Raw genomic sequence first — 13,315 nt, 5'->3', positions numbered from 1 at the left:
CGTCTTAAGCGACATTTCATCCAACTCTCAGACTGAAGGGAATCACGCATGAAGATTCACGAGTACCAGGGTAAGGAAATCCTGCGGAAATTCGGAGTCGCGGTACCGCGCGGCAAGCCGGCGTTCTCGGTTGAAGAGGCCGTCAAGGTGGCAGAAGAGCTGGGCGGCCCGGTGTGGGTCGTGAAGGCTCAGATTCACGCGGGTGGCCGTGGCAAGGGCGGCGGCGTGAAGGTGGCGAAGTCGATCGAGCAGGTTCGCGAATACGCGAACCAGATCCTCGGCATGCAGCTCGTCACGCACCAGACCGGTCCGGAAGGCCAGAAGGTCAACCGCCTGATGATCGAGGAAGGCGCCGACATCAAGCAGGAACTGTACGTCAGCCTCGTCGTTGATCGCGTGTCGCAAAAGATCGTTCTGATGGGTTCGAGCGAAGGCGGCATGGACATCGAAGAAGTCGCCGAAAAGCACCCGGAACTGATCCACAAGGTCATCGTCGAGCCGTCGACGGGCCTGCTGGACGCGCAGGCCGACGACCTCGCCGCGAAGATCGGCGTGCCGGCTGCTTCGATTCCGCAAGCGCGCGCGATCCTGCAAGGCCTGTACAAGGCATTCTGGGAAACCGACGCATCGCTGGCTGAAATCAACCCGCTGAACGTCTCCGGCGACGGCAAGGTCATCGCACTCGACGCGAAGTTCAACTTCGACTCGAACGCGCTGTTCCGCCACCCGGAAATCGTCGCGTACCGCGACCTGGACGAAGAAGATCCGGCTGAAATCGAAGCGTCGAAGTTCGACCTCGCGTACATCTCGCTCGACGGCAACATCGGCTGTCTCGTGAACGGCGCAGGCCTCGCGATGGCGACGATGGACACGATCAAGCTGTTCGGCGGCGAGCCGGCGAACTTCCTGGACGTCGGCGGTGGTGCGACGACCGAGAAGGTCACGGAAGCGTTCAAGCTGATGCTGAAGAACCCGGACCTGAAGGCGATCCTCGTGAACATCTTCGGCGGCATCATGCGCTGCGACGTGATCGCGGAAGGCGTGATCGCCGGTTCGAAGGCCGTGAACCTGAACGTGCCGCTCGTCGTGCGCATGAAGGGCACGAACGAGGACCTCGGCAAGAAGATGCTGGCCGATTCGGGCCTGCCGATCATCTCGGCGGACAGCATGGAAGAGGCTGCGCAGAAGGTCGTCGCGGCTGCCGAAGGCAAGTAACGCTATCGAATACGCATGGCGGCGCGGCAGATACGCGACGCCAATCGAACAGAGGTCAAAATACATGTCGATTCTGATCAACAAGGACACGAAGGTCATCACGCAGGGCATTACCGGCAAAACCGGTCAGTTCCATACGCGCGCCTGCCGTGAATACGCAAACGGCCGCGAAGCATTCGTCGCGGGCGTGAACCCGAAGAAGGCCGGCGAAGACTTCGAAGGCATTCCGATCTACGCGAGCGTCAAGGAAGCGAAGGCCGAAACCGGCGCGACCGTGTCGGTCATCTACGTTCCGCCGGCAGGCGCAGCCGCTGCGATCTGGGAAGCGGTCGAAGCCGATCTGGATCTCGCGATCTGCATCACGGAAGGCATCCCGGTTCGCGACATGATCGAAGTGAAGGACCGCATGCGTCGCGAAGGCCGCAAGACGCTGCTGCTCGGGCCGAACTGCCCGGGCACGATCACGCCGGACGAACTGAAGATCGGCATCATGCCGGGCCACATCCACCGCAAGGGCCGCATCGGCGTCGTGTCGCGTTCGGGCACGCTGACGTATGAAGCGGTTGCTCAGCTGACGGCACTGGGCCTCGGCCAGTCGTCGGCAGTCGGTATCGGCGGCGACCCGATCAACGGTCTGAAGCACATCGACGTGATGAAGATGTTCAACGACGATCCGGATACGGACGCGGTCGTGATGATCGGCGAAATCGGCGGTCCGGACGAAGCCAACGCCGCTCAGTGGATCAAGGACAACATGAAGAAGCCGGTCGTCGGCTTCATCGCTGGCGTCACGGCGCCTCCGGGCAAGCGCATGGGCCACGCCGGCGCGCTGATCTCGGGCGGTGCGGATACGGCCGAAGCGAAGCTGGAAATCATGGAAGCGTGCGGCATCACCGTCACGCGCAACCCGTCGGAAATGGGCCGCCTGCTGAAGAAGGCGCTGTAATTTCCGCGTGGTTCGTCCTGCAAAAAACGCCGGCCTCGCCGGCGTTTTTTGTTATGCTCGCGCAATGAATTTGTAAGCCCCGGGCGTGCGCGATGCATGTCCCGGCGTTCACCCGGCGCGCCTGTCCGACAGCCGTTGCCCTGCACCCGATACCGCTCATGCTTGAATTCCTGACGTCGCTCCACTGGGGCGCGGTGTTTCAGATCGTCATCATCGACATCCTCCTCGGTGGCGACAACGCGGTCGTGATCGCGCTCGCGTGCCGCAACCTGCCGGCCAACCAGCGGTTGCGCGGCGTCGTGTGGGGCACGGCCGGCGCGATCCTGCTGCGCGTCGCGCTGATCGCGTTCGCGGTCGTGCTGCTCGACGTGCCGTTCCTGAAGTTCGGCGGCGGCCTGCTGCTGTTGTGGATCGGCGTCAAGCTGATGGCACCCGACGCCGGCGCGCACGACAACGTGAAGCCGGCCGACCGGCTGTGGGACGCGGTGAAGACGATCGTGATCGCCGACGCCGTGATGAGCCTCGACAACGTGATCGCGATCGCCGGCGCGGCCGAGCAGGCCGATCCGTCGCACCGTCTGGCGCTGGTGATCTTCGGGCTCGTCGTCAGCGTGCCGATCATCGTGTGGGGCAGCACGCTGGTGCTGAAGCTGCTCGACCGGTTTCCGATCGTCGTGGCGCTCGGCGCCGGGCTGCTGGGCTGGATCGCCGGCGGGCTGATGGTGCACGACCCGGTCGGCGACCGCTGGCCGGTGCTCGATACGCCGGCGGCGATCTACGGCGCGAGCATCGCGGGCGCGCTGTTCGTCGTCGCCGCCGGTTACACGCTCCGGCGCCGCCGCAGCGCCTCGCACGCGCATTGATGTTGGCCGTCCGGCCGACTGCCGGGGCCGCGGCCCGCTGGCTACGATCGAAACGCCTGCCTGATTCGGCAGGCGTTTTTCGTTTCCGGAGCCAGTCATGTTCGAAGCCTTTTCCGTTTCCCTGTTCCGTCGTCTCGCCGCCGATCTGCGGCGCGCGAGCCGGCCGGTGCCGCGCTGGCGGCCGGCCGGCTTCACGCTGATCGAGCTGATGATCGTGCTCGCGATCGTCGGCGTGATCGCGGCCTATGCGATTCCCGCGTACCAGGATTACCTCGCGCGGTCGCGTGTCGGCGAGGGGCTCGCGCTCGCTTCGTCCGCGCGGCTCGCCGTGGCCGACAACGCCGCGAGCGGCGCGAGCCTCGACGGCGGCTACAGCCCGCCGGCCGCCACCCGCAACGTCGAATCCGTCGCCATCGACGGCGACACCGGCCAGATCACGGTGGCGTTCACCCCCCGCGTCGCCGCGGCCGGCGCGAATACGCTCGTCCTGGTGCCGTCCGCGCCGGACAAGGCCGACACGCCGACCGCGCGCGTGCCGCTGAAAAAGGGCGCGATGCAGGCGGGCGCGATCGCGTGGGAGTGTTTTGCCGCCGGGAAGTCTGCGTCGTCGCTCCCGGCGCCGGGCGCGGGCCCGTTGCCGGCGGAAGCCGCGACGTTGCCCGCGCAATATGCGCCGGCGGAGTGCCGCGCGTAGTGCCGCGGGCATGCCGGCAAGTCCGTGGCCGCGTGCGTGGCGCGGCGCCCGCCGGCAGGGTGTGCCCGCTTCACGGCATGGGTGATGGCGCGACGGGGCCGCACAGAGGGGGGAAAGTTTTGTATAGTGCGCCGGTTGCTGACATCCGGTTCGCTCATGCCTTCTACTTTTTCCCGTTCGTTGCCGCTCGTTGCGCTGGCTGTCGCCCTGATCGTGCCGTACTCGATCACGAATCACACGTATCCGATCCCGACCTTCTATTCCGAGTTTGCCGCGCTGGTGCTGTATCTGCTGGTGGGGCTTTCCGTCGTGCTGCTTGCACGCACGGGCCGCCCGGCGGAGCCGTTCGCCGCGCCGGCCGCGTTCGTCGCGCCGCTCGGGTTCGCGGCGGCGCTGATCGCGCAGGTCGCGCTCATGCCGCTGAAGGTGCCGTCGATGAACTGGCTGGCGGTCGGGTATCTGGCCGCCGCGCTGGTCGCGATGCAGGCCGGCTACACGCTCGCGCGCGAGGGGCTCGCCGAAGCCGCCGCACGCATGATGTCCGGCGCGCTGCTGCTCGGCGGGATGCTCGCGGTCGCGAGTCAGATCGTGCAGTTGTTCCATCTCGAATCCGCGGTGTCGCCGTTCGTGGTGGTGTACAACATCGCGGTCGATCGCCGTCCGTACGGCAACATGGCGCAGGCGAACCACCTGGCGACCTACATCGCGTTCGCGCTCGCGGGCGCGCTGTATCTGGTGCAGACGCGCCGGCTCGCGGTATGGGCGTGGCTCGCACTGTCGATCGTGCTGTCGGTCGGGCTCGCGTTGACGGTGTCGCGCGGCCCGTGGCTGCAGGTCGCGGTGCTGGTCGTCGCGGGTTTCTGGATGGCGTGGCTCGAGTCGCGCCGCGCGCCGGGCAACCGCCGCGCATGGGTGATCCCGGTCGCGCTCGCGGTGGCCTTCGTCGCGGTGAATGTCGCGGTGCGCTGGGCCAACGTGCATTTCCATCTGGGGCTCGCCGAGTCGGCGGCCGACCGGATGCGCGACGCGGGGCAGATCGCGCCGCGCCTCGCGCTGTGGAAGTACGGGCTCGCGATGTTCCGCGAGCATCCGGTGCTCGGCGTCGGCTGGGGCGAGTTCCCGTCGCACCAGTTCGCGCTCGTGCGCACGCTCGGCGGTGTCGAGATCGCGAACAATTCGCACGACATCTTCATCGACCTGCTCGCGAAGTCCGGCCTCGTCGGTCTCGGCGTGCTCGTCGTTGCGCTCGTGACATGGTTCGTGCGCGCGGTGCGCGCGCCGCAGTCGAGCACGCGCGTGTTCGGCCTCGCGCTGATCGGCATCCTGTTGATGCATGCGCTCGTCGAATATCCGCAGCAGTACATGTTCTTCCTGCTGCCGGCGATGTTCGTGATCGGCCTGCTCGAGGTGAAGCCGCTGCGGATCCTGCCGGGCCGCGCGGCGTTCGGGCTGTTCGCGGTGCTGTCGTTCGGCGGCGTGCTGGCGGCGGTGCCCGTGCTGCGCGACTACCAGCGCGCGGAAGTGCTGTATTACGGCAGCGATCCGGCCGCACAGTACCGCGATGCGCCGTCGCTGCTGTTCGGCGCGTGGGGCGACTACGGGGCGGCCACGCTGCTGGCGATTTCGCCGGACAACCTGCCGCTCAAGCTCGTCGCGCATGAGCGCGCGATCGCGCTGCTGCCCGGCGAGACGGTGCTGCGCCGCTATGCGGTGCTGCAGGCGCTGGCCGGTCGCGAAGCCGACGCGCTCGATACGGTCGCGCGCCTGCATGTGTTCGCGAAGGAGTTGAAGGACTGGCCGCAGCAACTCGCGTCGCTGTACAAGCTCTGCGATCAGCAGCCGGAGCTGAAAGCGTTCAAGGCGGCCGTCGTCGCGAAGTACGGGGAAGTCCCGTCCAACGCGGACGACGACGACTCGGACGACGATTCCGAGTGACGCCGCGCGGCGCCGGGCGGGGAATCCCGGCGCTGGTCGGATCGCGGTGAGGCAGGCGAGCGATGGCGGCACGGGACGGTGCGGCGATTGCTTCCCTCGGGGAATGGATCGCTGCCGAATCCGGCGGGATTCGCGTCAACCATTGTCAAATCGCCGCCACGCGCGAGGTGGCGCGTGCACAATGCGCGAAAGCGTTCGCATGCAAGGTCGCCCGGTGTGGGCCGCCCGGCGCGAACGAAGCGCCCGGATCTCCGGGAACCGCCAAGCGGGATCGCGACCGGTCAGCCATCGGTCGCGCGGCCGTCACGGGGCGCCGGTCCGAGGGCTGCGGCGCAATGCGGTGCATCGCGGACGATACCGGCCGGCGTGCGGCGCTCCTCCAGAACAGTGTTGAAGAACGATATTCGACCATGACTATTCGCTCGACCTACCTGATCCTGCCCGCTGTCGCCATGCTGTTTTCCGGCTGCGCGATGATGTCGTCGTCGCAGGACAGCAAGCTGACGTGCCACATTCCGCGTGCCGTCTATCCGGATAGCGCGAAGCCGCTCACGCGTCCCGTCACCGTGCTCGTGCGCGCGCTGATGACGACGTCGGGCGAAGCGCAGAACGTCACGATCACGACGAGCAGTCGCAACACGGCCGCGGATCGCGCGGCAGTCGAAGCGATGACGCACGCCACCTGTACGCAGACGGGCGCGACCGCGAATCCGTTCTTGCTGACACAGCCGTTCGTGTTCGAGCCGCGTCGCGGTGAGTGAGGGGCGGCCGGCGCTGCCGGTCATGCCGCGTCGCGCCAGCTGCTCGCTGTCGTTTCTTCTCCGCCGCTGTGCGCAGCCGCGGTTCAATGCTGCGGCATCAGATTTGCCCCGTGACAAGCCGGCTCGGCCGCCTTGCGCAGTCCGAGCATCGTGAACCCGTTGCGCTCCTGGCGCATCAGCGCATAGCGCCGCGCCACCGTGTTTCCGTCCTCGCCGGTCAGATCCAGTTCGACCTCGAAGCGATCCTTGCTGTCACAGCAGCCGCGCACGGGGCCGGACGCGAACCCGGTATCGGCAGCGTTGCTTGCGGCGTGGAACGCCTCTCGGTCATCCAGCGCCGCCGCGGCGGCCGCGGATTGCGGACTTGTTGCACGCGGTGTTGCGCGTCGACGGCGGCGCGCGCGGCGGTGTCGGCAGGGCAGGGGCTGGCGGCGAAGACGGTGGGCGATACGGTAACGCACAGCACGAGTGCGGCGCGCTGCAGCGATTTGTTCATCGAATGGAGTCTGCGGGCGTCGCGAGGGGATTCAGTCGTGTGAGGCAGTGGTCATTCGGACAGGGAACGACAGTTTCTCCAGTCTTTCATCGAGCAGCGAATAGAGCGTGTTCGTATCCTGATCGAAGTACCGGCTGTTATCGACGATCTCGTCGACTTTCTGTTTCCAGGTCCTGCCTGCGTCAGTGCTGCTGACCAGCAGAGGGACCGGGGGATCATCGATTGCCTGCCTGGGGTCGGTCGCATAGACGAGCAACAGGCCGTCGCGGCCCACGTCGAGGTCGCTCAGGATGAGCTTCCTGTCAAACGTGGTCACTTGCCGGACTCGCTCGGGGTGCGTGTCTGCCCATGTTGAAAGCACGCCGGGCCGGCGTGCTCGATCGGGATCGGTATCGCCGCCGCTCTCGTCGTCGAGGAGAGACAGTGCGTAAAGCGCGTAACCACCGGTCGTGGCCGGTGTCGACGCGAGACGGATGACGGTCTGGTTCGGCAGGACGGTATCGGGAACGAACGTCTGCTGATCCGGCGCGAGCCGATATACGACGCTGCGAGCCGGGGCCGTGGCCGACCGTTTGACATGGCAAGCAACTCGCAGGGCGCCGTCGGGGCCTAGGTTCACTGCGTTGAAATTGCGCCAGGGGCTACCGGGGGCCATTGCATCCGGCGGCAGTGCAATCCGCTGCCAGGACTCGCCGCCGTCGGATGTTCGCCGGACGGCCGGGCCCCGGCCGATCGCGTAGCCGTGCCGTGCGTCGATGAAGAGGAGCTGATCGATGTCTTCGTCCTCGTGCCATTCAAGTTGCGACCAATGGCGGCCACCGTCGAGCGATTTCCAGACACGGGTTTGCTGCCAGATGAAGTCGTCAGCGGGGCGCGGCGACGTATAGTTCATCCGGCCGACACTGATCAAGTGGACATGGCCATCTCGTGAATGCCACCACGCGATGTGCTGGCCGGGCGCTTGAAAGACGCGCTGCAGTCCGCGATCGAGCGTGCCGCGGAAGAAATTCGCGGTCCGCCGATTGAGGGTTTCCGCCGCGTTGTTCATCCATGGTTCGGTGGGTTCGGCAACCGTCGGATTCTTCCACTCGTCCGCAGGCTTCAGCATTACCACGGGATCGGCGATCGTGAGCGACATGATTTCGTTGCCGGTGATGTAGAAATCACCGATACCTGTCGGCGGGTCGGGCCAGGTGATCTGCGACGAAACGGTTTCCCATCGGGGGCCGGAGTTTTCGTACAGCAGAATCAGTACGATGCTTCCGATCGTGACGGCGGCCAGCCGCTTCAGTCGGGATCGATTGCGCATGGGACTGGCTGAAGTCGATACAGGGATCATGTGGCTGGCCGTGCCGCGGACGTCGTCCGATTCTGCGGACGCGGCCCGCGGCAAAGGCGTCGGGCGGCGATCAGAATTGCCGTTTGCGCAGCGTATAGGCGAACACTGAATAGAGCGTGTTCGTTTGTGGGTCGAAGTAGCCGCCCTGTGAGGCCTTGTCGGTGGTCTGCCGCCACGTCCGTCCACCGTCGGTGCTGCTGATCGTCAGGTCGATCGGGGCGCCACCGCCGTTCGCGGTGTTCGGGTCGGTCGCGTGGACCAACAGGACGCCGTTGCGACCCGCGCTCAGTCCGTTGAGCGTCAGCGGACTGTCAAACGCATGCAGCGCCCGGATGTGGTCGGGGTGGTCGCTGGTCCAGGTCGAAACGACGCCCGTACCACGACCGCTGCCGGATTCGCCGCTTGTCCGCGACAACGCATACAGTGCGTAATCCCGGGCGGGTGCCGGCGGCGATTCGAGGCTGACGATAACCTGTCCGGGAAGCACCGCTTCCCGGACGAAGTCCTGCTGACTCCACGCGAGCCGCCACACAACTGTCATCGGTTGCGGATGCTCGGCGTCTTCGATCTGACATGCAATGCGTAGTACACCGTCGGGACCGAGATTGGTACCGTCGAAAGTCCGGCGCGGCTTGCTTGGGATGGTGGCACCGGGCGGCGGCTTGATTTCCTGCCACGATTGCCCGCCGTCGGCCGTGCGCCATACGTGTGGCCCCCAGCCGATCGCATAACCCCGTTGCGCATCGATGAACAGCAAGCGATTGATGTTGCGGTCCGCTGCCCATTCCAGCTGGGACCAATGCTGGCCACCATCGCTCGACTTCCAGAGCCTGGTTGTCTGAGGCGAAGCCCCGTCACCGGGACGCGGTGCCGCGTAGTCCATCCAGCCGGTACTGACGTACAGGACCTGCCAGTCAGGCGTGTACCACCATGAAGCGGTCTGGCCCGGTTGCTGGAAGTGGCGCGCGACGCTACCGCCCAGCGTGCCGCGCAGGAAACTGACGGTCGACCGGTTCAGCCGCTGGTTCGAATCGTCCATCCAGGGTTCGGCGAATTCCGCGACGTCAGGACTCTTCTGCTCGCTCTCCGGCTTGAACCTGAGCTCCGGTCTCGCAACCTTCAGCGACATGAAGTCGTTGCGTTGCACGCGAAATGCGCCTGCACCGTACGGCTTGTCGTTGCGCATGAATTCGGTCGATACCGTTTCCCACCCTGAAGTCATTTCCGTGTATCCGTAAATAGCGATCGGGAGAACAAGAACGCATCCCGCGACCCAAAGCCATCGTTTTCCCATTTGCATGTCACTTCACCAGCAGCCTTCCGAGCGCCTTGCCGACCGGATCGTCGACGTCCCACCCCTCGGCCTTGTTCCTGAGAACGGGAATGGCCGAATCGCGCGCCTGTCCCCACGTTCTGCCGTCGCCCCATTCCTGAATGTTTGGACGTGTCCCGATCCTGACGAGATCCATGATCGGCAGGTCCGCCAGCCCGCCGTCCAGATAAGCCATCGGGTGTGTCTTGAATGCGAATTCCTTGAACTTTTCGGTGTTCATTTCCAGCTCGAACTGCGGCCACGTCATATCGACGCCACCGTTTCCCGGTGTTGGGCTGGCCATCTGGATCGTATTGCCCATCATGTTTTGATTCAGCCCGTCTTCCATGTTGACCTGAAGCAGCTTCCTCGCTTTGTTCAACCACGCCTTCCCCTGGGGGCTGAGTCGTGGGTACAGATTCGCTCCATAGTCGGAACAGTAGTAGTAGCCGTAGCTGATGTAGTAGTCGGGCGGCTTATGCCCGCATCCGACATGACGCATCATGAAGTTTCCATGCCGCGACCAGTCGGAATCCGAACTCTCCGGCTCTATCAATCGCTCGCGCCGGTGCAGGAGCTTGTGCGCAACATCGGAATCGGTCCACGGATCCCACGATAGCGCGAAGCCCTTGATGGTCGACCAAATGCTCGACATGCTGACCTTTTCGACCGTCTCCAGATAGGCGCCGTGAAGTGGCCGATAGTAGAACGGACAAGTGCCGACGATCCATTTCGGTGCCGGCGTGACATGCTTGTCGCAGATCTGGATAGCCACCTTCGGCCGATCCTTGTACCCCGTCGGCGTCAGCATCCCCGCGCCGGTACCCAGCACGTTGTCCTTCTGTTGCACGTCAGCCATTCGATTTCCCTAAGAACTTGACGATGACGTCATGCGGCACGTGGCTCTGCGTGAGCCCCGTCTCGCCTGCCGCGTTGGTGACGCCTTCCGAGATCAGCGCGCCGTTCGAGAACATCTGGTATCGCGTGTTCGCGACCGGAATGTCGGTGCCGGCCCAGTGCGCGATGAACGCCTGGTCGTAGTTGCCGCTCGAGTTCGGCAACGTCGGCAGGGTTTGCGACAGGTGCGTGGGGCCGTCGAACACGTGCTGCGCGCCCTTGATGTCGATCTTGCCGGGTGCGTGCACCTCGATGTTGCCGTCCGCGATGCGGATGTAGGCGCCGCCGGACGTCAGCAGGATTTCCTTCGCCGCCGCGCCTTCGATCGACTGCGTGGCCGCCACCAGTTTCAGCGCCTTCTGCGCAGTCAGTTCGATGTTGTCCGCGTGCGCCTGGATTTCCACCTTGCCCTTGCCGGCGAACAGCTTCATGCCTGCGTTCTGCGCGAACAGGCTGATCCGGTCGAGGACGCTCGCGATCAGCGACTTCCCCGCAGCGACGTGCGTGCTTTGTCCGCTGACGAGGTTGACGTGCCGGTCCGCGGCGAACTGCACGGATTGCTGCGTCGACAGCGCGATGCCGGCCGGGCTGCCGAACAGCATCACGGGTTCCTTGAACGCATTGGCGCTGCCGGTTCCGCCGCCGCCGGTTCGCCCGCCCGACGCGCTGCCGCTCACGCTGTTCTGCGTCGCGTCGCTGAACTGCTTCAGCGCCGAGTGGCCGGCGTCGAGCGACTCGCCCTGATGCTGCGCGCTGACCTCCGACATCGCCTCCATCAGGCCTTCCGCCCTGACGAGCTGCTCTTGCGTTTCCTTCACGTCGAGCGGCTGGCTCGCCGGCTGTTTCGGATGCGTCGTGACGTACAGGCCGCGGTTCGCGCGAACCGCGCCGAATGCGTCGGAGCGCAGGTCGAAGCCGCTGCCGAGATAGCTGCCGCGGTCGTTGCCCGTATGGTCGATCAGGTAGCCCAGGTGCAGGTGCGCGTTTGCCTGGCTGCTGTACAGGTGCACACGGTTCTGCGACGTCGCGTCGTCGAGCACCAGCTGGTTGAAGCCGGCGCCCGAATATTCCCTGGACCGGTATCCGGACAGGATCCCGTTGCTGTGCCATTGCGGACGGGTCGCACCGTTGTACAGCTTTCCGACGACGATCGGACGATCGCAGTCGCCGCCGAGGAAATCGACCAGCACTTCCTCGCCGCTGCGATGGGGATGAACGGCGCCATAGCCATTGCCCGAATCCGACGCGGCGGCGCGCAGCCAGCACGAGGCCTTCTCGTCGCCGTCGTTGAGACGATCCCAGTGGAAGCGGACCTTGATGCGGTTGAGTTCGTCGGTATGGACTTCCTCGCCTTGCGGCGCGACGACGATCGCCGATTGCAGATGCATCGGCGGCTTCGAATGTTCGAACGGGCTGCGGAACGGCACCGTCGTGCGCTGCGCTTCGATGCTGACCTGAAAAATGCCCTCGCTGCCGTCCGGATGCCGGACGTGCGGCAGGTCCGCACCGCCGGCCCGCACGAGATCGTCGATTTCGGTCTGCAGGCTATGCGGGAACCTGGCCTGCCGATCGCCGACGGGCAGGTTGTTGGCGATGCGCCAGACCGTCTCGATCACGGCGAAGCGGCGCTGGCCGGCATCGTCCTTGTCGTGTGCGGGGTGATCGGCGAGCTCGAACGTGCGTCCCGCGTCCATGCGCCGGACGCCACCGATGCCGTGAAAGCGCTTCGCAAGCGACTCCTGCTCCTCCATCCAGATCTTCGACAGATGGTCGCCGCGAGACTGTTCAGGGTACGTGTAGGCGCCGGTGTATTCGTAGACTTCGAGCTGCTGCGGCAGGTCGCCCTGGTTCGCGATCGTCGGCGTGTGGGTTGCCTTCGGATTCGACGCGGTGGGCGGCTGTTTGTAGTCGAACGTGCGCGTCGTGCGCTCGACGCTGCGCAGCGCGCGCGTGCCGGAGAACTGGACGAGCGTGTCGGCTTCGTCGTGTGCGCCGGCGTGATGAAAGCGCAGGGTCTGCGGCGACAGCGCGGGCAGCGCGTCGATCGTGTCGACGACGACGAGCTTGTGCGACTTGCCGTCTTGCGCCTGCTCCCAGAAACCGTACAGGCCTTCCGATTCCAGCAGGCGATGCACGAAGTTCCAGTCGTCCTCGTATTGCATGCAGAACGAGCGCGACGGCAGCGGCCGGTGGAGCCTGAAGTCGAAGCAGCCCTTGGCTTGCGGGTGCTGGTTCAGGACATCGGCGATGATCTCGTCGGCGGGTTTGTCCTGCCAGATGCGCTGGTCGCGGCGGAACTTCAGGAAGTGCAGGAACGACGCGAAGACGATCTGATAGTGCGTGAGGCCGCTGTCCGACCCGAGCCGGCGGGCCGCGTGCACATACCCGTGGTGCGGCGCGTACGACTTGTCGGCCTGCTGGATCCGCAGCGTGACGGGCTGCGCGATCAGCTTCTTGAGCTCGATACCGTCGGACACCGACACGGCGTCGACGGTGAACTCGAAATGACGCCCGAGCCGCGATCGTCCCTTGACGCGATGGGGCAGCAGGACGTCAGGGCCGAGCGGCGTCTCCAGCTTGACGAGTCGTTCGTCCTGGATCGGCCCGGCCTGCAGCGCGTTTCTCAATGCTTGCGAATTCATCACCCGTGCTCGCTTTTTTTGTGCTGGGTCGCACGCTCTCCCGTGCGGAATCCGGTAATTGTATGAGATAAACGGCAGTTATCTCGAATTTGCCTTTCAACGATATTTCAAATACGGTCAGCGCGTTGGCCTGACAGGGGAGGCCGCGCACGTCATGCAGTCGAACGACGGTCGGGCGTGGGTCGTACCGGGCCCGACCGACCGCCCCTGGGCCG

At 65.3% G+C, this 13,315-nt stretch carries 10 protein-coding genes and 1 pseudogene; 6 read left to right on the top strand and 5 right to left on the bottom strand.

The genetic code is table 11. The features are described 5' to 3' along the window. Positions 1-48: 48 nt before the first annotated feature. The 6 genes from sucC to WS46_RS11665 all read left to right on the top strand — a co-directional run bounded on the left by sucC (position 49) and on the right by WS46_RS11665 (position 6,414). Positions 49-1,215, top strand: a complete 1,167-nt coding sequence (sucC, locus tag WS46_RS11690; RefSeq protein WP_059528034.1) for an ADP-forming succinate--CoA ligase subunit beta — start codon at positions 49-51, stop codon at positions 1,213-1,215. A 64-nt stretch (positions 1,216-1,279) separates the two neighbouring features. Further along, positions 1,280-2,161 carry a succinate--CoA ligase subunit alpha gene (gene sucD / locus WS46_RS11685; protein WP_010090788.1) on the top strand — a complete coding sequence of 294 codons (882 nt, stop codon included), beginning with the start codon at positions 1,280-1,282 and terminating at the stop codon, positions 2,159-2,161. 158 nt (positions 2,162-2,319) lie between these two features. Beyond that, positions 2,320-3,024 (top strand): TerC family protein, encoded by a 705-nt coding sequence (locus tag WS46_RS11680; RefSeq protein WP_059690625.1) that lies wholly within the window; start codon positions 2,320-2,322, stop codon positions 3,022-3,024. Between the two features lie 97 nt (positions 3,025-3,121). Beyond that, positions 3,122-3,718: a pilin gene (locus tag WS46_RS11675; RefSeq protein ID WP_059690624.1), complete on the top strand. Its 597-nt coding sequence runs from the start codon at positions 3,122-3,124 to the stop codon at positions 3,716-3,718. A 156-nt stretch (positions 3,719-3,874) separates the two neighbouring features. Then, positions 3,875-5,653, top strand: a complete 1,779-nt coding sequence (locus WS46_RS11670; RefSeq protein WP_059690623.1) for a Wzy polymerase domain-containing protein — start codon at positions 3,875-3,877, stop codon at positions 5,651-5,653. A 410-nt stretch (positions 5,654-6,063) separates the two neighbouring features. Further along, positions 6,064-6,414 carry a TonB family protein gene (locus WS46_RS11665; RefSeq protein ID WP_059528021.1) on the top strand — a complete coding sequence of 117 codons (351 nt, stop codon included), beginning with the start codon at positions 6,064-6,066 and terminating at the stop codon, positions 6,412-6,414. 83 nt (positions 6,415-6,497) lie between these two features. Here WS46_RS11665 and WS46_RS11660 read toward each other — a convergent pair. From WS46_RS11660 to WS46_RS11640, 5 genes and pseudogenes are all read right to left on the bottom strand, one after another. Further along, positions 6,498-6,773: pseudogene (locus tag WS46_RS11660) on the bottom strand (hypothetical protein); the annotation flags it as partial. 168 nt (positions 6,774-6,941) lie between these two features. Beyond that, on the bottom strand, positions 6,942-8,219 hold the full coding sequence (locus tag WS46_RS11655; RefSeq protein WP_082725313.1) for a YCF48-related protein: 1,278 nt from the start codon (positions 8,217-8,219) through the stop codon (positions 6,942-6,944). A gap of 100 nt (positions 8,220-8,319) precedes the next feature. Next, positions 8,320-9,471, bottom strand: a complete 1,152-nt coding sequence (locus tag WS46_RS11650; protein WP_059690620.1) for a hypothetical protein — start codon at positions 9,469-9,471, stop codon at positions 8,320-8,322. A gap of 79 nt (positions 9,472-9,550) precedes the next feature. Continuing rightward, a complete protein-coding gene (locus WS46_RS11645; RefSeq protein WP_059690619.1) occupies positions 9,551-10,420 on the bottom strand; it encodes a hypothetical protein in 870 nt (289 codons plus the stop codon). Then, the gene (locus WS46_RS11640) at positions 10,413-13,100 is read right to left on the bottom strand and encodes a type VI secretion system Vgr family protein (protein ID WP_059690618.1); all 2,688 of its coding nucleotides are present in this window, start codon (positions 13,098-13,100) and stop codon (positions 10,413-10,415) included. The genes WS46_RS11645 and WS46_RS11640 overlap by 8 nt, the downstream gene beginning before the upstream one ends. Between the last annotated feature and the right edge of the window lie 215 nt (positions 13,101-13,315).

The organism is Burkholderia sp. RF4-BP95, from assembly GCF_001521985.1.
Lineage (GTDB): Bacteria > Pseudomonadota > Gammaproteobacteria > Burkholderiales > Burkholderiaceae > Burkholderia > Burkholderia diffusa.
Note: the sequence above shows the minus strand (reverse complement) of the source record. Positions and strands in the feature narration are given on the sequence as shown.

What these genes read in the sequence shown, in the direction of transcription:
- WS46_RS11670 (WP_059690623.1), top strand. Translation starts at nt 3,875, where the DNA reads ATGCCTTCTACTTTTTCCCGTTCGTTGCCGCTCGTTGCGCTGGCTGTC.
- WS46_RS11650 (WP_059690620.1), bottom strand. Translation starts at nt 9,471, where the DNA reads ATGACTTCAGGGTGGGAAACGGTATCGACCGAATTCATGCGCAACGAC.
- WS46_RS11665 (WP_059528021.1), top strand. Translation starts at nt 6,064, where the DNA reads ATGACTATTCGCTCGACCTACCTGATCCTGCCCGCTGTCGCCATGCTG.
- WS46_RS11640 (WP_059690618.1), bottom strand. Translation starts at nt 13,100, where the DNA reads ATGAATTCGCAAGCATTGAGAAACGCGCTGCAGGCCGGGCCGATCCAG.
- sucD (WP_010090788.1), top strand. Translation starts at nt 1,280, where the DNA reads ATGTCGATTCTGATCAACAAGGACACGAAGGTCATCACGCAGGGCATT.
- WS46_RS11680 (WP_059690625.1), top strand. Translation starts at nt 2,320, where the DNA reads ATGCTTGAATTCCTGACGTCGCTCCACTGGGGCGCGGTGTTTCAGATC.
- WS46_RS11675 (WP_059690624.1), top strand. Translation starts at nt 3,122, where the DNA reads ATGTTCGAAGCCTTTTCCGTTTCCCTGTTCCGTCGTCTCGCCGCCGAT.
- sucC (WP_059528034.1), top strand. Translation starts at nt 49, where the DNA reads ATGAAGATTCACGAGTACCAGGGTAAGGAAATCCTGCGGAAATTCGGA.
- WS46_RS11655 (WP_082725313.1), bottom strand. Translation starts at nt 8,219, where the DNA reads ATGCGCAATCGATCCCGACTGAAGCGGCTGGCCGCCGTCACGATCGGA.
- WS46_RS11645 (WP_059690619.1), bottom strand. Translation starts at nt 10,420, where the DNA reads ATGGCTGACGTGCAACAGAAGGACAACGTGCTGGGTACCGGCGCGGGG.